We start from the raw sequence: 18470 nt of genomic DNA, 5'->3' as shown, positions 1-18470 counted from the left end.
CCCTCCGTGTGAGTTGTGGTCTACAGCGCGATGGGCGAATCGGCGGCGGGCATGTCGTCGCCGTTGACGCGGACGGTGCGCAGCCCGTCCAGCGGAGGCAGGTGCAGCAGTACCTCGGGGGCGTCGGCGTGCCAGTGCCCCTCGAACTCGACGTCCAGGCGGGCCCCGCCGTCGGCGAGCTTGAACCGCAGATCGACCGGGCCGTGCTCGGTCGCCACCCGCTCGAACACCGTCTGGTCCGTCTCGGACAGCCAGCTCAGCGGGCAGAGCCGGAGCAAGTGGACCTGCCCGTCGGTCAGCTCGGCGTCGATCACCGCCTTGAGCAGGTGCCAGACGATCAGCGCCGACGTCGACAGGTTGCCGGACATGCCGTGCCTGTGCTCGTTGGAGATGAACGTCTGCGGCGAGACACCGGCGTTCAGCAGGCTGTACACGCCCTCGAGATAGCGGTCCCGGTCACCGGCCTGCCAGGCGTGCGAGACGTTCCAGCTGTAGCAGGGCTCGCAGGTGGACACCTCGCGGATGAGCCAGGCCCGGTGAATGGGGTTGGAGCGGACGTCCCACAGTTCCGCGTTCGGGCCGGACCGGAAGTAGTCCAGGTGCGACGTCATCAGCGGGTCGTCCGCCGGGAACACCCCGGCCCAGACGAAGAACAGCGGGCCGATGTCGAGGAGGAAGGCGTCCTGGAAGATGTGGAACGGCCGGTCGGTGTAGTCGGCCACCGGCACCGGCTGCGCGGAGCCGTCGGGATGGGTCCAGGTGGCGGCGTTCCGCGCGAGCTCCCGGTACGCGTCCACCATGGCGGTGCGGAACCGCTCCCTCGCCGCGTCGAACTCGTCCGCCCGAGGGTGCCCCACCCGCTCGAGCAGCTTGACCGCCGTCGCCAGGCCCTTGTAGTTCCAGCCGAGCGACCACGTGGCCTGGGTGTCGAGCAGCTCGTCGCTGGAGTGGGCGGCCGGCATCAGGCCCTGGACGCCGTCGTGCGGGATCGTCTCGCAGGCGTCGCGGATGAACTCGCACGCCTTCACCACGATGTCGATCCACTCGTCGATGAAGTCCCGATCGCCGGTCATCAGCGCGTGGTACGCGATGTTCTGCAGGATCGCGCCGTGGTCGGAGAGCCAGTCGAACGCCTGCAGGTGCGAGGGCGACCCGAGGTACCCCGGATGCAGGCCGTAGTCCTGGTACGCCTGGCCGGGCGCGATCCGGGTGCCCTGGGTGTCGCGGTAGATCTGCAGGTGCCGGCGGGAGATCTGGTGCTGGCCGAGCGGGTCCAGCAGCATGTGATGGACCATCGATGTCGGCGTCGCCCAGAGCACGTCGTACCCGAACGAGCCGGTCAGGAGGGTCCGCTTGCCACTCTCCGGGCTGGTCTCGCCGACGATCTCGGTCAGCTCGACGAAGCGCCGCAGCGCCTCGTCGACGAACGGCTCCGGGGTGTGGATCGTCGCGGCCGCCGCGTCGGCCGTCGACGTCCAGTACGCCTCGGCCTCGGCCAGCGCGCCGTCCCACCCGAGCCCGAGCTCACGGCGGAACTCGGTGCGGCTCTGCGGCAGCATCGCGACGAGGAGATCGGCATGCGCGCCCGGTTGCACGTCGAGGGTGATCGTCAGGTCGTACACCCGCGGCGTGGCGGTCTCGGTGAAGACGACCGGTCGGCCGGCAGCGGGACGGTGCCCATCCGGACCGTGCCGTCCAGGTGCTCGACCTGCACCGACCGGTTCGGCCCGACGCCGAACCCGGGAGCGACGCGCATCCGCCCCGGCATCGCGGCGTTGTCCGGCTCGTACTCGAGGGTCACGCCGTTCTCGTCGGCGTAGCCGTCCCGGAACTGCAGGTGCCGCCGCGCCATCCGCACCACGAACGGCAGCGTCTGAGGTGCCCGGACCTCGTCGACGTGCACCACGTCGAGGCGGACCCAGGCGTACAGCGGGTCGCTCTCCTGCTGGTAGTCGCCGCCGCCACCGAGGTGGCCGAAGACCGACTGCCGGACGACGACGCCCTGCGGCAGCCGCCAGTACGTCTCCAGCAACGGCGCGGCCGAGTCGGCGTTCCATCGCTGCTCGCCGATGCCGAGGTCGTCCTGCCACAGGTACCGGCGATGGGTGGGCGGGCTCGCGATGTTGCCGTGGAAGTCCGGCGGCAGGAACTGCAGCTGCATGCCCCGCCCCTGGTAGCCCGCGACGTTGTCCTTGGTCATCCAGGCCGGTCCCGGCTCGCACATGAGCATGCCGTTGTAGAACACGTTGAACCGGAACAGGTGCCCCTTCCAGCCGATCGGCGTCCAGACCTGACGCTGCGGCGGCCACCAGGTCGCGGCCGTGGCGGCGTCGGGCTCCACTCCCGGCCGGCTCGCCGCCGGCGTCAGGGCAGGCGAGGCGACCGGGGCGGACGGCGTGCCGGCGGCGTGGGCGGCGGGCGCGGCGAGCGCCGGACCGCCGACCACCGTGCCGCCGACGGCAGCACCGCTCATCTGCAGGAATCCCCGACGGGACAGGTTCGACATCAGCAGCTCCTTGCGAGGCACGAGTACCGGCAACGACACGCTTGGCGAACGCGGAGAGAGTTGACGTTTCGAAATATCGAAAACGTCTTCTCAATCGTGAGCATATGATGCACAGTGCGCGAGCGCAATAGTGCTCCGGACGACCGTCAGCGCCGGCACAGGTGCGGCAGGACGTCGTCGGCCAGGGTGGTCAGCTGGCCGGCGAAGCTCTCACTGGGGAACGGCCAGATCCCGATCCGGTCGACCCCGGCATCGAGGAGGGCGTCGGGGCGGCCGACGACCTGCTCCGGGCTCCCCGCCACCACCGGCTCGTCGACCATCGCCACCGTACGGCTGGGGTCGCCGGCCAGGAGGGCGGACACGTCGTCGCGGCCGAACGGCGATTCGCCCGATCAGCGCGGTGTGCGCCTCGGCGGCCGCGAAGAACGCGACGGCGTCGCGGACGCCGGCCCGGGCGACGGCGGGGTCGCGGTGCACGGAGGTGAGAGCGAAGGCGACGACGGGCGGCGCCGGCCGGCCGGCAGGATCGGCGCCGGCGCGGATCCGCCCGCGCGCCCATCGCAGGCAGGCCGGCCCGGTCAGCACGGACAGCAGCACGCCGTCGGCGATCGCGCTCGCCGCGCGCAGCGCCGCACGGTTGACCGCACCGAGCCAGAGCGGTGGCACCTGCGCCGGAGGAACGCCGAGCTGGACGTCCCGGTGGCGATGTCCGCCGTCGCTCGTCACCACCTCGCCGGCGAGGAGCGCTCACACGTCACGGCAGTCCGCCGGCGCGCAGTCAGCGGCCGCCGCGGCAGCAGGCCCAGCTGATCGAGCCAGCCGGTGTTGCCGAGCGTGCGCGTCGCCGAGGTGCGGCCCGGGTACATGCGGGCGCTGCCGGCGAGTTCGAGAGTTCGGCGAAGCCGAGCCGCTCCGCCAGCGGCGCCCCGCCGGCGAGCAGTTCCGGCGGCGCGAGGCTGCCGAACACCCACGCCGCCGGGCGGGAAAGGCCGGTTCACGATCCGTTCGCCGCGGGCTCGGTGACGTGGCAGACGAGTACTCCGGCGATGATCAGGACGAGACCGGCGAGCCGACCCGGCGTCAGCGGGTCGCGGCTGATGAGGATGCCGAGCGTGACCGCTCCGACGGCGCCGATGCCGGTGAACACCGCATACGCCGTGCCGACCGACACGGCCTGCATCGCCCGTGACAGCGCCATGACGGCGGCGGCCCCGAGGACGACGCAGAGCAGCGTCGGCGCCGGGCGGGTGAAGCCGTCCGTCGGTTTGATGCTCTGCGAGAAGGCGATCTCGATCACCCCCGCGAGCAGGAGCCACGACCACGCGCTCAGCTGCATCAGCCACCCCTAAGTGGTCACCGTGTCCGGATTCAGACACGACGATAACACAACTGGACACTATGTCCAGTTGCTACGATGGGCGGGTGACGCATCGCGATCTGCTCGGCGCGGCCGACGCCGTCCGCCCGCCGGAGCGGGCCGACGCGGCACGCAACCGGCGGCGCGTGCTCGACGCTGCGGCCCAGCTCTTCGCCCAGCACGATCCGCGGTCCGTCACGATGGACGACGTCGCCCGCGCCGCCGGGGTCGGACGCGCCACGCTATACCGCAGGTACGCGTCCATCGGGGCGCTCGGAGAGGCGTTGCTCGACGAGCACGAGCGTGAGCTGCAGGCCGGGGTCATCTCGGGGCCTCCGCCGCTCGGCCCGGGCGCCGATCCGGCCGACCGGCTCACCGCGTTCTATCGCGCGATGCTCGGGTTGCTGCGGCGCCATGCGCCGCTCCTGCTCGCCAGCGAGGTCGGCCGGGCGCGGTTCGAGACCGGCGCCTACGGGGTCTGGCGAGCGCACGTCCGGCACCTCGTCCGCGAGGCCGGCCGCACGGACGTCGAGGCCGTCACCGAAGCGCTCCTCGCCCCGCTCGCGCCGGAGGTCTACCTCGAGCAGAAGCGGCTCGGTGCGGCTGACGGCGCGATCGAGGGTGCGCTCGTGCTGATCGCCCGGTCGCTGCGGCCGGCGCCCTAGCGACCGGGGGGGGTGCGTCACGCACCCGTCAGCACGCGATCGAGTGCCGCCCGGCCCACGGGTCCCCAGTGCGGCTTGCCGCCGGGGAGACCGCGGTCGCCGTTCTGCCCCATGAGCACGAGGAAGAGGCTCTTGAGAGCGGCCAGCCCGCGGGCGCGCCGGATCGCCGCGTCGTCTGCCCGCGCGTACCCGTCGAAGAACCGTGCGGCCGTCCCCGCGGGCAGCAGCACCCATGCGGCGGCGAGGTCCCACGCCGGGTCGCCGGCGAACAGGTCACCGAAGTCGACGATGCCCGAGAGCGTCCCCTCCGAGACGACGACGTTCGCGGGATGGAGGTCGCCGTGCACCCACACCGGCGGGCCCTCCCACGCCCCGGCCCCGGCGGCATCGGCCCAGACGGCGCGGACGTCGGCGGCGATGTCGTCGAGGCCGACGGCCTGGAGGAAGTTCTCGAAGCCGTCCGTGCAGTCGCGGGGATGCGCGCCCCGGTCCGTCGGCCCCGGCGCCTCGGCGGGCGCCGGCACGTGCAGCGCCCGGAGGAATCCCGCCAGCGTGTCGGCCGCGTGGGCGCCGCGGCTGATCGAGCCGTGGTCGAGCGGCTCGCCCGAGACCCACGTCATCACGGTCCAGTGCTTGGGGAAGCGCTCGGACGGTTCGCCGAACCGCACCGGGACCGGCACCGGGAGCGGCAGTCGCGGGGCCAGCACGGGCAGCCAGCGCCGCTCCTTGAGCTGGAGCTCCGGCGTGGGGTCCATCCGCTGCATGCGCACGACCAACTCGTCGCCGAGACGCCACATCTGGTTGCCCCAGCCGCCCGCCACCTCGCGGATGGCCAGCCCCGCGAGGTCAGGGTGCTGCTCCCGCAGCAGGTCGCGGACCAGGTCCGCGGTGATCGCGATCTCGGTGCCGGTCATGCGCAACCACAGTACCGAGGTGGCGTCCAGGCCGGCCCACCCGCCGGCGCTCCAGCCGGGATGGCCGAGACTGGACTCGTCCTTCGAGCCGAGGATTCTTGTCCTCGGGGACCGTGCGCCGGCACCTGCGACGGAGGACCCGGGCCGGCGGCCATTCGTAGCGTCCAGAGCATGACGATGCACTTCAACGGCCCCCGGGTCGCCCTCATCGCTGTCGCGTGCCTGCTCACCGTCTCCGCCTGCGGCGGCGACCCCGCCGAACCCGCGGCGTCCGAGCGCCTCGCGGCGCCCGAGCTGCTCGCCGCCCCGGCCCCGGACGAGCCCGGACGCAGCCGCGACGTCGCCGCGGACGGGGACGTCGGAGAGCGGGTCGTGACCGTCGAGGACACCGACGAGCCGGCCGTCGCCAACCTCGACCCGGACCTCCTCGCCGCCCTGGAGGACGCCACTGACGACGCTGCCGAGGACGGCATCACGGTCCAGATCAACAGCGGCTGGCGCGACGCCGACTACCAGAGCCGGCTGCTCGACGAGGCGATCGAGGAGCACGGCAGCCGTGAGGAGGCGCTGCGCTGGGTCTCGACCCCTGACGAGTCCGCGCACGTCACCGGCGACGCCGTGGACGTCGGGCCGACCGACGCCGCGTACTGGATGAGCCGGTACGGCTCCGAGTACGGACTGTGTCAGACCTTCGCCAACGAGATCTGGCACTACGAGCTGACGGTGGAGCCCGGCGGCACCTGCCCGCCGCCGCGCTCCGACAGTGCGTCGTGACCGGCGCGCCTACGGCCAGGGGGTGATGATGGTCTTGCCCTTGGGTCGTTCGACAGGGTTGAGTGCCGCGACGGCGTCGCCGAGCGGCCGGACGGCGCCGATGCTCGTGCGCAGCCGGCCGTCGCGGACGCGCGCGGCGAGCTGCGTGAGCTGGTCGCGGTCGGCCTCCACGACGAAGAACACCGAGCGGCCGCCGTCGGGCTGCCGGGTGGGTGGTGCGGCGATGGTGACGAGCGTGCCGCCGGCCCGGACGAGGTCGACGGAGCGGTCCCCGATGTCGCCGCCGATGACGTCGAACACGAGCTGCACCGGTCCGGCCGAGGCGAGGTCGTCGGCGCCCAGGTCGACGAACTCGTTCGCGCCGAACCCGAGCGCGGTCTCCCGGTCCGCGGCCCGGCCGGTGCCGATGACGTAGGCGCCGGCCTCGCGCGCGAGCTGCGTCACGACGGAGCCGACTCCGCCGGCCGCGCCGTGCACCAGCACGCTCTCACCGGACCGGAGCCGGCCGTGGTCGAACAGCCCCTGCCAGGCGGTGAGGCCCGAGATCGGCAGGCTCGCGGCGGTGACGAAGTCGATGTCGGCCGGGAGCGGGGCGAGGTTGCGGGCCTCGACGGCCACGAACTCGGCGAGGGTGCCGTTGCGGGTCCAGTCGGCGAGGCCGAACACCCGCTGTCCGACGGTGAGGCCGGTGGTACCGAGCCCGAGCTCGGTGACGACGCCGGCGAGCTCGTGTCCGGGGATGCTCGGCGTGCGGTCCCGGCCGGCGCGGTCGATCCACGTCGCCGGCCAGGTCAGCTCGCCCGGAGTGAATCCGGACGCGTGGACGCGGACGATGACGTCGTTCTCCGACAGGTGGGGTTCGGGCTGCTCGGTCAGCGTCATGCCGGCGGTGCCGGCGTCCGGATCGGTGACGGTGATGGCCTTCATGGTGGGGTGTCCTCCTGGTCGACGGGTTCACCACGTAGACGACGCACACCCCGGCCGCGTCAGGCCGGCGCGTCGTCGCCACGCCACAGGGTCAGCTTGTGCGGGTTCCACTGGATCAGCACGTCCCGCACGACCCCGGCCTGCGTCACCAGTTCGACGACGCCGGTGACGGTTCCGTCGCGCTCGAACGTCAGCACCACACCATCGCCGGCCACCCGGACCGCGAGCGCGGCCGGCGCCTGCCGGGCGAGGACGCCCACGATGAAGCGGGCGACCTTGTCCGGACTGTGCACGGGGTTCAGCGCGGCTCGGGCGACGCCGCCGCCGTCGGAGCGCAGCGTCACACCGGGGTCGAGCAGACGCACCAGGGCCGCCACGTCGCCGGTGTTCGCGGCGTGCCGGAACGCCTCCGTGAGACGCGCGCTCGCCCCGCGGGCACTCGGCGCGGCGGCGCTCGCGCCGATCCGTGCACGGGCGGACGACGCGAGCTGCCGGACGGCGCCGGGCGACCGGTCGAGCACGTCCGCGATGTCCGCGACGGGGTAGTCGAACACGTCACGCAGCACGAACGCGACCCGCTCGGCCGGCGTCATCGACTCCATCACGACCAGCAGCGCCATGCTCACCGACTCCGCCGCGACCGCATGCTCCGCGGGGTCGCGCGCGCCGAGCGGCGCCGTGACGCGGAAGCGGTCGCCGGGGATCGGCTCGGGCAGCCACGGGCCGACGTAGTGGTCGTGGCGCCGGGACGCGCTCTTCAACACGTCCAGGCAGACCCGGCTCGTCGTCTTCGCGAACCACCCCACGGGGTTCGCCACGTCCGCCCGGGCCCGCTCGTCGAGCCGGTACCAGCGCACGAACGCCTCCTGCACGGCGTCCTCGGCGTCAGCGATGGTCCCGAGCAGGCGATACGCCAGACCCACCAGACGATCCCGCTCGACGCCCGCGACGGACAGCAGCTCGGACACGCCCCCATCATGACCGTCCGCCGCACGCCGCCAGGTGGCAGACTGGCCGGAGGATGATCCACGGCCTCGGGAACGCCCCATGACCCGCGCGGCGGCGCTCGGGATCTCCCTGCTCACGCTGGTGCTGCCGCTGAGCGGTTGCGACGTCTCGATCACGCGGGATGACGACGACGTCGCGCTGCCGCCGGCGGCCACCGACTCCGACGGCACCGAGGTCTGGGACCTGCGCTCCACACCCGCGCCCGAGGACGTCGGGATCGTCGGCGACGAGGTGGCGGTCTACGAGACGCGGCCCGAACGACCGATCCTGCTCCAGCTGCCCGACGGGGTCGAGCTGCGCCTGCCGGCCCGGTACCTCGCGTTCCGCGCGACCGACGACACCGTCAGCATCGACGTGAAGACCGGCACGAGACCGCTCGACGAGACCGTCGAACTCCTCGGGTCCGTGCTCGACCAGCTCGCGCTGCCGGCCGAGACCGTCGCCACGTTCGAGGCCGAGGCCGGCGCCGCGACCGGCACCGAGTGGGTGCGCGCCGACCGCGTGCCGGCACAGCTCGGCGATCTCGACCTCGGCGTGGTCGCCCGCTACAGCCCGCACGGCGAGGCCGGGCTCGTCGCCGTCTCCGGCGGCTGGCAGCTCTGACCGGACGGCGCTCAGCCGAGCACCGCGTCCAGGTAGTCGTTGCGGAAGCGGCGCCCGGGATCGAACCGGTCGGCGAGCCGGCGGAAATCGCCGTGCCGCGGGAACCGTTCGGCGAGCGTCGCGGCGCCCATCGCGAACCGCTTGCCCCAGTGCGGCCGCGGTGCGAGACCGCCCAGGCGGTCCTCGATCTCCGGCAGCAGCGCGTCGACGGCCGGCTGGTCCGGCACCCAGGTGAAGTGGATGCCGACCGCGTCGGTCCCGTAGGCCGGGCTCAGCCAGAGATCGTCGGCGGCCATCGTCCGGATCTCGCTCACCTGGACCAGTGGTGCGAGGCGATGCGCCATCGCGCGGAGCTCGGCGAGAGCGGCCGTCGCACGCGGCCGGGCGACGAGGTACTCGGACTGGAGCTCGGCGCCGCTGGACGGGGTGAACTCCAGCCGGAAGTGCGGCAGTCGGTCGCCCGGAGCACCGGGGACGTCGTGCTGGTCGGTGCAGGGTTCGGCCAGTGCCGCCGTGATCGGATGCCGCTTCGTCGTCGCCGGTCGCGCCCCGAGGACGTCCGCCGGGGCCTCGGGGTCGCGGTCCACGCGGCGCTTGAGCCAGAACTGGTCGACGACGCCGGGGTCGTGCCAGGTCGTGAACAGGCTGGTGCTGTAGCCGAGCGACGTCACGGCGTCGAAGTCGGCCAGCACGGCGTCGAACGGCAGCCGCTCGTACACCGTCTGGGCCACCTCGTACGCCGGCTCGACCTCGAGCGTCACCCGGGTCACGACGCCGAGTGCGCCGATCGAGACGACCACACCGTCGAAGTCCGGGTTGCCCCGGCGCAGCGTCGTCACGATTCCCGTGCCGTCGACGAGCTCGATCGCCGTGACGGTGGCCGCCAGCGTCCGGTTGCGGTCGCCCGAGCCGTGCGTGCCCGTGGCCACCGCCCCGGCCACGCTGATGTGGGGCAGCGACGCCAGGTTCGGCAGCGACCAGCCGCGCCGGGCGAGTTCCCGGCTCAGGTCGCCGTAGCGCACCCCCGCCGCGACCGTCGCGGTGCCCGCGGTCTCGTCGAGCTCCAGGTCCGCCGCGCCGCCCAGGCCCGCGGTCGAGATCAGCGTCCCGGAGGTGTCGGCCATGAGGTTGAACGAGTGCCGCGTGCCCAGCGCCTTCACCGAGCCGGGGGGCGCCGAGGCGACGACCTCGGCGACCTCCGCGGTGTCGCTCGGCGTCAGGATCCGGGCCGCGCGGTAGCCGACGTTGCCGGCCCAGTTGCGTCCGGGCCCGGTGGTGGTCAGGTCGATCACGGCAGGGTCTCCCGGCTGCGCGGAGGTGCGGTGGAGCCGCGCTCGATCAGGCGCGGCGGATCGTCGGCGATGATCGTCTCGCCGGTCGTCGGTTCGTGGATCTGGCGGATGAGCAGGTCGACGGCGCGCGTGCCCAGCGTGCCGAACGGGAGCGCGACGACCGTGAGGGGCGGGTTCAGGTGCGGCGCGAACCAGGCGTCGTGGACGCTGATCAGTGCGATGTCGTCGGGGATGCGCAGGCCCGCGGTGGCGATCGCGGAGTGCACGCCGATGGCCGTGGTCGTCGTGACGACCACGAAGGCCGTGGCGCTCGGCCGGTCCGCGAGGTACCGCGTCACCGCGGCCTTGGCCTCGTCCGGGCTCCAGCCGCCGTGCAACGGCGGCAGCGGCGCGAGCCCGGCGCGTTCCATCGCTGCCCGATAGGCGTCGAGGCGCCGGGCGGCCGCGGCGCCGTCGGCGCCCACGAACGCGATGTCGCGATGACCCAGCGCGACGAGGTGCTCGGTCGCCGCCGCGGCCGCCGCCCCGTCGTCGAGCCGGAGCGTCCGGGTGCCGGGCATCGGAGCGCCGTTGAAGAGGATCGACGGCACCGTCCCGGCGAGCGCGCGAAGGTCGGCGTCGGCGTCGCCGAAGCCGCTCTGGATCAGCAGCCCGTCCACCCGGCGTCCGTGCACGATCTCGCGGAAGGCGTCGCCACGCTCCAGCAACTCCGTCGTGTTCAGCAGCATGATCGAGTGGTTGCGGCTGGTCGCCGCGACCTGCGCGGCGTCGACCATGTCGGTGTAGACCGGGTCGTTGACGTGGTGCAGCGCGAAGCCGAGCAGGCCGGTCCGCGCGCTGCGCAGGGCCCGCGCCGTGGAGTCCGGGGCGTAGTCGAGCTTGTCGATCGCGTCCATGACCCGGGCGCGGGTCTCGGCGCGGACCTTGAGGGTCGCGTCGTTGTTGATGATGCGCGACACCAGCCCGGGCGAGACGCCGGCCAGTCTCGCCACCTCGGTGATGCGTGCCGCCTTCTTCCTCATGCTGCCTCCGGGCTGCTGATCGGCCAGAGCACCGTACGGGACCGGCTACCCCTTGAGCGAGACGTGCACGAGAACCCGTGCCTGACTCGACTCGGTCGCACCGGTGATCGCGATGCGGAGCCAGTTGCCGAAGGCCACGAGCGGAAGGTCGACGACGGCGTCGTCCGCGCCGAGCACCCGCGGCTCACCGCGCCGCACCCAGGTGATGCCGTCGGGAGAGATCTCGGTGCTCGCGGTGAGCGGCGGGTGCTCGCCCTCGGCCTGCACGAACACGACGGCCTCGGTGGCCCAGCCCGCCTCGTAGGGAATGGTGTGGAAGTCGGAGGAGATGCGCACCCGGCGGGCGAGCACGGAGGTGTGGGTCGTCTGCATCGAAGCGCTTTCCGTGAGAGGGGGCGGGGTCACTCGGTCGAGTAGACGACCGAGTCGAGGAAGAGGTGGACCGACCGGTCGGCGTCGGTCTCGACGTAGAAGATCGGGTTGATCAGGTTGTCGATGGCGCGGTACCGGTCGGCCAGGGTCGGCTGGATGCCGCGCAGGTCGAACACCTGGTCCATGCTCTGGAGCTCGACGTACTCCCGCTTCGCGACGTCGACGGTGAGCCGGAAGTAGAGCCAGTTGATCTTGTCCGGGCTCTCGTTGTACAGCAGGTCCTGGTCGCCGCCCGGCACCCACTGGTACCCGTCGGACGATCCGTCCTCGTGCCGGCGGCCGTACCAGAGGTTGTCGATCCCGGGCTTGCACCACCCGCCCTCGACCCCGAAGTTCCAGTCCTCGTGCGTGACGCCCTCGCTCGCCTTCCAGTACTGCCAGCGCTTCACCAGCCTGCCGCCGAGGGAGTTCACGTAGCGCACCCCGGGCATGTAGCGGTGCTCGCCGTCCTGGATGTCGAAGTAGAACCCGAACGCGCGGATGTCCTCCTCACCGTGCCCCTCGCGGTCCTGCTCCGGCGTGTACGCGTACCAGGCTTCGATCTGGATCAGCGTCGGATCGCCGAACCGCGACAGCCGCTTCAGCACGACGCCCATGCTGCCGTCGGCGGGCGGCTCGGTGTGCGGCGCGGACACCGGCCGCGTGGTCAGCTTGAGCGAGTAGGTGCCGTCCATGGAGCCGTGCGAGGCGGCGAAGCGCATCGACGCCGAGCTCAGCATCGAGGGCGCCCAGCTCGACAGGTCGACGGCGCTGGGGAACGACTCGTAGTTCTCCTCGACGTAGTTCGGCGTGAGGTCCATCCAGCCGTTGAACCCTGTGTCGAAGTCGTCGAACGTGATGATGCGCGACAGCGGCCGGAACCGCTCGAGTTGCCGATCATGGGCGATGACCCGGTTCATCCCAGCTCCTGGTAAATCGTTTCTAGCAACAACGACGTGACAAGGCAGACGCACCTGCAAGCGTTGACCTTAGACCGATTGCTTGCTTCGGTAAACCGTTATACCGTACGACGACATCGCGGCGGGCACAGGAGCCCGCGTCGACATCCTGGAGGACTTCGTGCGCACCAGATCCCTGACGGTGGTCAGCGCCGCAGCCGTCGCTGTGCTCGTGACGGCCGGCTGCTCCTCGGACTCGTCGTCCGACGACGCCGATGTGCGGCTGACCATGACCATGTGGACGTCGAACCCGGATCAACTCGCGCTGTTCGAGGAGATCGGCGACGCGTTCATGGAGCAGCACCCGGGCGTCACCGAGATCGAGTTCGAGAGCCTGACGCTCGACCAGCTCGACTCGGTCCTGACCACCCGGATCTCCGCGGACGACTCCCCCGACCTCACCTGGCTTCCGGTCGAGAGCAGCCTGGAGTACATCGAGGCCGGCGCGCTCGTCGACGTCTCGGACGTCCTCCAGAACACCGAGGGCTACGACTACGACGACCTCGTGCCCGCCCTGCACGAGCGGTGGCGGGTCGACGACGCCCAATACGGCGTGCCGTTCTCGACCGGCCCGCTGGTCATGTACTACAACAAGGACCTCTACGCCCAGGCCGGCGTGACCAGCCCCGACGAGCTGATCGCCGCCGGCGACTGGACCTGGGAGTCGTTCCGCCGGGTGTCGAAGGAGCTCGCCGACGCCACGGGCGTGCCCGGCTACGTCGTGAACGATTTCGAGTTCAAGAACTGGACCCGCCTGCTGCCGATCCTCTTCGCGTACGGCGCGTCGCCCTGGAGCGACGACGCGTCCGAATGCACGGCGGACAGTCCCGAGTTCGTCGAGGCGATGTCGCTGTTCCACGGCATGGTCTACACCGACGGTTCGTCGCCGGTGCCGGGCGAGCAGGCCGACTTCTGGAGCGGCCAGGCCGGCGCCACGACGGCGTTCCTCAGCAGCAACGCGCTGCTCGAGGACGCGGCGTTCGCCTGGGGCATCGTGCCCACGCCCGGCGGCCCGGCCGGAGAGGTGCAGGCGCTCGGGCAGGCCGCGATCACCGTGCTGTCGGCGAGCCGGCACCAGGAAGCCGCCCAGGAGTTCCTGGCCTTCCTGACCAACGAGGAGAACGCGGCGAGCCTCGCCCAGTTCTGGCCGCCGGCCCGCACCAGCCTGCTGGAGCCGAGCGTCCTGGTCGGCGAGTCAGCCATCCTGACCGAGGAGGTCGTGCAGCCGATCATCGAGGCGACGAAGAGCACCGGGCAGATCTTCCCCGTCGCCGTCGACAACTCCGGCGTGGCCGACGCGCTCGACTCCAGCCTCGACGAGCACGTCTGGCAGCCGGCCGCCGACCTGCCCGCGGCGCTCGCCGAGGTGTGCGACGCCATCGACCCGCTGCTCGCCGGAGAGTGATGGCGGCACGCGGACGGCGGCCGTTCCGCGGCGACGGCGGCCGCAACGGCTTCGGGTACCTGCTGCTGGCGCCGCAGTTCGTCGGGTTCACGGCGGTCGGGGTGCTCGCGCTCGGCTGGGTGATCTGGCTGAGCCTCAACGAGGTCAACGTGCTGGCCGGCCGTCAGACGTTCGTGGGCCTGGAGAACTATGCCCGGATCCTCGACGAACCGGACATGCGGACGATCCTGCCGAACACGCTGTTCTTCGTCTGCGTCCTGAGCGTCACGGGCACCGTGGTCTCGCTGGGTCTGGCGATGCTGGTCAACCAGAAGCTGCGCGGCATCGGGTTCTTCCGGTCGATGATCTTCGTTCCCGCGCTCGTGACGATGGTGGCCTGGACTCTGGTGTGGAGCTTCATCGTGCAGCCGCAGGGGCTGCTCGACGCCGTCGTGGGCGTGGCCGGGCTCGGTCCGTTCGCGTGGCTGCGCGGTGGCTGGCTCACCCTCGCCGTGTTCGCGGTCATCCAGCTCATGAAGAACGTGGGCATCAACATGATGATCTTCCTCGCGGCGCTCCAGGCCGTGCCCGACGAGTTGGTCGACGCGGCCCGGATCGACGGCGCCTCCCGGCAGGGCGTCTTCCGGCACGTCGTGGTGCCGCAGATCTCGCCGTCGATCCTCATGGTCTTCATGCTCATGATCGTCGGCTCGTTCAAGGTGTTCGAGGTCGTGCTGCTGTTGACTGAGGGCGGCCCGGGCGTGCAGAGCACGGTGCTGTCGTTCGAGATCTACAAGCAGGCCTTCGAACTCAACGACGTCGGCTACGCCAGCGCGCTGTCGGTGCTCCTGTTCGCGATCATCCTGGTGCTGACCGGCGTGATCTGGCAGCTGCGGAAGCGGGTGGTGTTCCATGAGTCGGACTGATCCCGCCGTCGCCCGCCGGGCGCGGACCGGGCTGAGATACCTGGTGCTGAGCGTCGTCGCGCTCGTGTTCATCGCGCCCGTCCTCTGGATGATCAGCGGATCGCTCAAGTCGCCGAACGAGATCCTGCGGTATCCGCCGTCGGTGATCCCCGACGACGTCCGCTGGGACAACTTCGCCCGGGTGTTCGAGCTGCAGCCGTTCGGCCGGCAGTTCCTGAACTCCGTGATCGTCATGGTGGCGGTCTGCGCTGTCACGCTGGTGTTGTCGGTGCTGGCGGGCTACGCGCTGGCCCGGGTCCGGCCGCTCGGCGCCGGTGTGGCGTTCGTGATCCTGCTCAGCGGCATCTTCATCCCGCCGGAAGCGACGATCATCCCCCTGTTCCGGCTGGCGTCCGACCTGGGCTGGACGAACACGCTCCTCCCGCTGGTCGTCTTCACGGCGATCCTCACGACGTCACCGATCGCGACGTTCGTGATGCGGCAGGCGTTCCTCACGCTCCCCCGGGAGTTCGAGGAGGCGGCCACGCTCGACGGCTCGGGCCGGTGGCGGACCATGCTGCAGGTCTACCTGCCGCTCGTCCGTCCCTCGATCGCGGCCGTCGTCGTCCTGTGCTGCTGGTACAGCTGGAACCAGTTCCTCGAGCCACTCGTCTACATCCGCGACACGTCGCTGCTGACCGTGCCGGTCGCCCTGACGCACTACGAGGACCCGTTCGCGGGGCCGCTCTGGGGCGTGCAGATGGCGGCGACCACGCTCTCGGTCATCCCGGTGCTGCTGGTGTTCTTCTTCGCGCAACGGCACGTGGTCGCGGGTCTGACGGCCGGCGGCCTGAAGTCGTAATCGCGGCCGGCCGCTTCGCGTCCTCGGGCATGATGAGCCGATGCGCGACGAGGAGGGGTGGGCGGCGGCGGGGTATCCGCGGCCGTTCCGGCGGCACCAGCGGCTGGCCCTCGACGCGCTCGGCGAGGCGTTCGCGGCGGGCCGGCGGCGGGCGTGGGTGGTGCTGCCTCCGGGCGCCGGCAAGACCCTCGTCGGGTTGGAGGCGGCCCGCCGCCTCGGGCAGCCGGTGGTGGTGTTCGGGCCGAACACGGCCATCCAGGGACAGTGGGTCGCGGCGTGGCGCGAGTTCACCCCGGCGCACATCCCGGCGGGCACCGGCCGCGACCTGGGCCGGCCCGTCACGGCTCTGACGTACCAGGCGCTGGCCAGCTTCGACCCCGACGCGGAGGTCGACGAGGAGGGGCACGAGCGCACGGGCGGCCTGCGCGGCCGCCTGCACGAGAACGGCCGCGCGCTGGTCGAGGCGCTCGAGACGGCCGGGCCGATCACCCTCGTCCTCGACGAGTGTCACCACCTGCTCGAGGTGTGGGGCCGGCTGCTGGCCGAACTGCTCGACGACCTGCCCGAGGCGCACGTCATCGGCCTGACGGGGACGCCGCCGAGCACCCTGACCGCCGGCCAGGCCGACCTGGTCGACCGGCTGTTCGGGTCGCCGCTCTACAGCACGTCGATCCCGTCGGTGGTACGGGAGGGGCATCTCGCGCCGTTCGCCGAGCTGGCCTGGTTCACATCGCCGTCGCCGACGGAGTCGCAATGGCTGGCCACGGAGGCCGAGCGGTTCGCGGAGCTCCAGAACGACCTGCTCGCACCGGACTTCGCCAGTGTCAGCCTGCTGAGCTGGCTGGACGAGCGATTCGTGGCGCGGCGGACCGGCGCCGGCGCCGCGCCGCCGCTCGCGTGGTCCCGGCTCGAGGGCGAGGCGCCGGAGGTGGCGGCGGCCGCGCTGCGCTTCCACCACGCCGGCCTGCTCGCCCTGCCCGACGGCGCCGTCGTCCGCGAGGAGCACCGGCACGACCCGACCGCGCAGGACTGGGTGACGCTGCTGCACGACTGGGTATCGGCGGCGCTGCTGACCTCGGACGACCCACGCGACCGTGCCGCCGTCGAGGCGATCAGGGGCGCTCTGCCGGGGATCGGGTACCAGCTCACGAAGCGCGGCGTCCGCCGCGGCCGCTCCCCCGTCGACCGGGTGCTGGCCCGCAGCGAGGCGACCACCGACGCCACGGTGGAGATCCTGGCCGCCGAGACGGCGAACCTCGGCGATCGGCTGCGGGCCCTGGTGCTGTGCGACCACGAGCGGGCCGCGGCCACGCTACCGGCCCGCCTGCGGGGCGTCCTCGACGCCGACGCGGGGTCGGCGCGGCTGGTGCTCGCCCGGCTGCTGTCCGACCCACGCACCGCCGGGCTCAACGCGGTGCTGGTCACGGGTCGTGCGGTGGCCACTGACGCGACCACGGCCCGCAAGCTGGTGTCGTTCGTCCGCGAGCACGCGCCCGGCCTCGACCTCGACGACGTCCCGGAGCATGCCACGGGGACGGTCGACGTCACCGGCCGCTGGCGGTCGCGGCACTGGGTGCCGCTGGTCACCCGCTTCTACGAGACCGGCGCGACGCGAGCGCTGGTCGGCACGCGGGCGCTGCTCGGCGAGGGCTGGGACGCCAGGGGCGTCAACACGCTCGTCGACCTGACGACCGCCACCACCCCGGCCGCGGTGGTGCAGACCCGCGGCCGGGCCCTGCGCGTCGACCCGGACTGGCCCGAGAAGGTCGCGCACACCTGGAGCGTCGTGTGCGTCTCCGAGGAGCATCCCGGCGGCACGAGCAGCTGGGACCGGTTCGTCCGCAAGCACGACGGCTACTTCGCCGTCACCGACTCCGGCGAGATCGCCGCCGGCGTCGGCCACGTCGACCCCCGGCTCTCGCCCTACGCGCCGCCGCCGGTCGCCGAGTTCCCCGCCGAGAACGCCCTGATGCTGGCCCGGGCCGAGGACCGCGCGCGGGTGCGGGCGCTGTGGCAGGTCGGCACGCCGTACCGCGACGAGCTGGTGCACACCATCCGGGTGACGCCGCAGCACACCGGCGTCGCCCGGATGGTGGCCGGGCCGGCCCACCGGCCGCCCCCTCTGGTCCCGGCCGCGCGCGGCGCCGGTCCGCCACCCGCCCGGCCGTACGGCCGGCGGGCGCTGTGGCGGGCCGCGGTCGCGCTGACGGCGCTGCTGACGGCCGTGCTGACGGTGGCGGCGCTCTGGTGGCCGGCCGCCGTGACGCTGGCGCTCGGCGCGGCCGCCGGCGCGACGCGGGTCCGCCGTGTCCGTGCCGCCCAGCTGCGCGCCGGACGGGACCTCGCCGGGCTGGCGCCCGGGCCGGACCCGCTGGCCTTCGCCTGCGCCGTCGCCGACGCCCTGCACGAGGCGGACCTGTCCGAGGCCGGCGCCGCCGCGGTGACCGCCGCCGTCGAGCCCGACGGCACGTATCGCCTGGTCCTCGCCGACGTCAGCGCCGAGACGTCCGCCCTGTTCGTCGCCGCGCTGGACGAGCTGCTCGCGCCGCTGGTCTCGCCCCGCCACGTGGTGCCGCGCTACCTCGTCGAGGCGATCCCGGACCGGCCCGAGGCGCTGCGCCGGGCCGGCCGCGCCTGGCTCGCGGGCCAGGCCCCGCCGAACCCGGTGGTCTACCACGCGGTGCCGTCGATTCTGGGCGCCAACGTGCGCCGGGTGCGCGCCTTCGCCACGGCCTGGAACCGCTGGGTCAGCGACGGCGACCCCGTGCGCACCGCCACCCCTGAGGGCGAGGGGATCCTCCTCACCCACCGCGGCCACGACCCCTTCGCCGCGACGACGGCACTGCGCGTGGCCTGGCGGTGACGAAGGGTGGCCCGGGGG

General features: G+C 72.5%; 18 protein-coding genes and 1 pseudogene. 7 read left to right on the top strand and 12 right to left on the bottom strand.

All coding sequences use genetic code 11. The annotated features are described in order from the left end of the window. Positions 1 to 20 precede the first annotated feature (20 nt). The 5 genes and pseudogenes from BLU82_RS06070 to BLU82_RS06055 form a co-directional block, all read right to left on the bottom strand. Positions 21 to 1622, bottom strand: coding sequence for a hypothetical protein (locus BLU82_RS06070; protein ID WP_092617101.1), 1602 nt, complete (start codon positions 1620 to 1622; stop codon positions 21 to 23). Continuing rightward, positions 1610 to 2506: a twin-arginine translocation signal domain-containing protein gene (locus tag BLU82_RS06065; RefSeq protein ID WP_092617097.1), complete on the bottom strand. Its 897-nt coding sequence runs from the start codon at positions 2504 to 2506 to the stop codon at positions 1610 to 1612. The genes BLU82_RS06070 and BLU82_RS06065 overlap by 13 nt, the downstream gene beginning before the upstream one ends. Before the next feature lie 146 nt (positions 2507 to 2652). Then, positions 2653 to 2868 (bottom strand): hypothetical protein, encoded by a 216-nt coding sequence (locus BLU82_RS35515; protein WP_231947723.1) that lies wholly within the window; start codon positions 2866 to 2868, stop codon positions 2653 to 2655. A gap of 28 nt (positions 2869 to 2896) precedes the next feature. After that, positions 2897 to 3241 (bottom strand): annotated as a pseudogene (locus BLU82_RS36260) (LLM class flavin-dependent oxidoreductase); the annotation flags it as partial. Positions 3242 to 3500: 259 nt separating this feature from the next. Beyond that, the gene (locus BLU82_RS06055) at positions 3501 to 3842 is read right to left on the bottom strand and encodes a multidrug efflux SMR transporter (protein WP_092617091.1); all 342 of its coding nucleotides are present in this window, start codon (positions 3840 to 3842) and stop codon (positions 3501 to 3503) included. An 86-nt stretch (positions 3843 to 3928) separates the two neighbouring features. On the opposite strand from BLU82_RS06055, the gene BLU82_RS06050 reads away from it, so the two are divergent. Next, complete coding sequence (locus BLU82_RS06050; protein ID WP_231947722.1) at positions 3929 to 4528, top strand: TetR/AcrR family transcriptional regulator; 600 nt, start codon at positions 3929 to 3931, stop codon at positions 4526 to 4528. 17 nt (positions 4529 to 4545) lie between these two features. Here the strand turns inward: BLU82_RS06050 and BLU82_RS06045 are convergent, their stop codons facing one another. Next, positions 4546 to 5442 carry a phosphotransferase gene (locus BLU82_RS06045; RefSeq protein ID WP_092617086.1) on the bottom strand — a complete coding sequence of 299 codons (897 nt, stop codon included), beginning with the start codon at positions 5440 to 5442 and terminating at the stop codon, positions 4546 to 4548. Positions 5443 to 5613: 171 nt separating this feature from the next. Here BLU82_RS06045 and BLU82_RS06040 point away from each other — a divergent pair, with 171 nt between their 5' ends. After that, a complete protein-coding gene (locus BLU82_RS06040; RefSeq protein WP_197682764.1) occupies positions 5614 to 6216 on the top strand; it encodes a M15 family metallopeptidase in 603 nt (200 codons plus the stop codon). Between the two features lie 9 nt (positions 6217 to 6225). Here BLU82_RS06040 and BLU82_RS06035 read toward each other — a convergent pair whose 3' ends face one another. Next, a complete protein-coding gene (locus BLU82_RS06035; protein ID WP_092617083.1) occupies positions 6226 to 7143 on the bottom strand; it encodes an NADP-dependent oxidoreductase in 918 nt (305 codons plus the stop codon). Positions 7144 to 7202: 59 nt separating this feature from the next. After that, a complete protein-coding gene (locus tag BLU82_RS06030; protein WP_197682763.1) occupies positions 7203 to 8111 on the bottom strand; it encodes a sigma-70 family RNA polymerase sigma factor in 909 nt (302 codons plus the stop codon). A gap of 79 nt (positions 8112 to 8190) precedes the next feature. Here BLU82_RS06030 and BLU82_RS06025 point away from each other — a divergent pair, with 79 nt between their 5' ends. After that, a complete protein-coding gene (locus BLU82_RS06025; protein ID WP_092617077.1) occupies positions 8191 to 8754 on the top strand; it encodes a hypothetical protein in 564 nt (187 codons plus the stop codon). A gap of 11 nt (positions 8755 to 8765) precedes the next feature. Here the strand turns inward: BLU82_RS06025 and BLU82_RS06020 are convergent, their stop codons facing one another. The 4 genes from BLU82_RS06020 to BLU82_RS06005 are packed head-to-tail and all read right to left on the bottom strand — an operon-like array spanning position 8766 to position 12399. Continuing rightward, entirely contained in the window at positions 8766 to 10046 is a 1281-nt protein-coding gene (locus BLU82_RS06020) for an FAD-binding protein (RefSeq protein ID WP_231947721.1), read from the bottom strand. Next, entirely contained in the window at positions 10043 to 11068 is a 1026-nt protein-coding gene (locus BLU82_RS06015; protein ID WP_092617074.1) for a LacI family DNA-binding transcriptional regulator, read from the bottom strand. The genes BLU82_RS06020 and BLU82_RS06015 overlap by 4 nt, the downstream gene beginning before the upstream one ends. A gap of 45 nt (positions 11069 to 11113) precedes the next feature. Next, positions 11114 to 11440 (bottom strand): DUF6385 domain-containing protein, encoded by a 327-nt coding sequence (locus BLU82_RS06010; protein ID WP_092617071.1) that lies wholly within the window; start codon positions 11438 to 11440, stop codon positions 11114 to 11116. A gap of 29 nt (positions 11441 to 11469) precedes the next feature. Next, positions 11470 to 12399 carry a DUF6772 family protein gene (locus BLU82_RS06005; protein ID WP_092617066.1) on the bottom strand — a complete coding sequence of 310 codons (930 nt, stop codon included), beginning with the start codon at positions 12397 to 12399 and terminating at the stop codon, positions 11470 to 11472. Between the two features lie 160 nt (positions 12400 to 12559). Here BLU82_RS06005 and BLU82_RS06000 point away from each other — a divergent pair, with 160 nt between their 5' ends. From BLU82_RS06000 to BLU82_RS05985, 4 genes are read left to right on the top strand one after another with little or no spacing between them, the layout of a single operon-like run. Continuing rightward, entirely contained in the window at positions 12560 to 13843 is a 1284-nt protein-coding gene (locus tag BLU82_RS06000) for a sugar ABC transporter substrate-binding protein (RefSeq protein ID WP_157740626.1), read from the top strand. Further along, on the top strand, positions 13843 to 14748 hold the full coding sequence (locus BLU82_RS05995) for a carbohydrate ABC transporter permease (RefSeq protein ID WP_092617060.1): 906 nt from the start codon (positions 13843 to 13845) through the stop codon (positions 14746 to 14748). Before BLU82_RS06000 ends, BLU82_RS05995 begins: the two co-directional genes overlap by 1 nt. Then, complete coding sequence (locus BLU82_RS05990) at positions 14735 to 15589, top strand: carbohydrate ABC transporter permease (RefSeq protein ID WP_092617057.1); 855 nt, start codon at positions 14735 to 14737, stop codon at positions 15587 to 15589. Before BLU82_RS05995 ends, BLU82_RS05990 begins: the two co-directional genes overlap by 14 nt. 40 nt (positions 15590 to 15629) lie before the next feature. After that, the gene (locus tag BLU82_RS05985) at positions 15630 to 18452 is read left to right on the top strand and encodes a DEAD/DEAH box helicase family protein (RefSeq protein ID WP_092617054.1); all 2823 of its coding nucleotides are present in this window, start codon (positions 15630 to 15632) and stop codon (positions 18450 to 18452) included. Positions 18453 to 18470: the final 18 nt, after the last annotated feature.

This window comes from Jiangella sp. DSM 45060, assembly GCF_900105175.1.
In the GTDB taxonomy this organism is placed as follows: Bacteria; Actinomycetota; Actinomycetes; order Jiangellales; family Jiangellaceae; genus Jiangella.
Note: the sequence above shows the minus strand (reverse complement) of the source record. Positions and strands in the feature narration are given on the sequence as shown.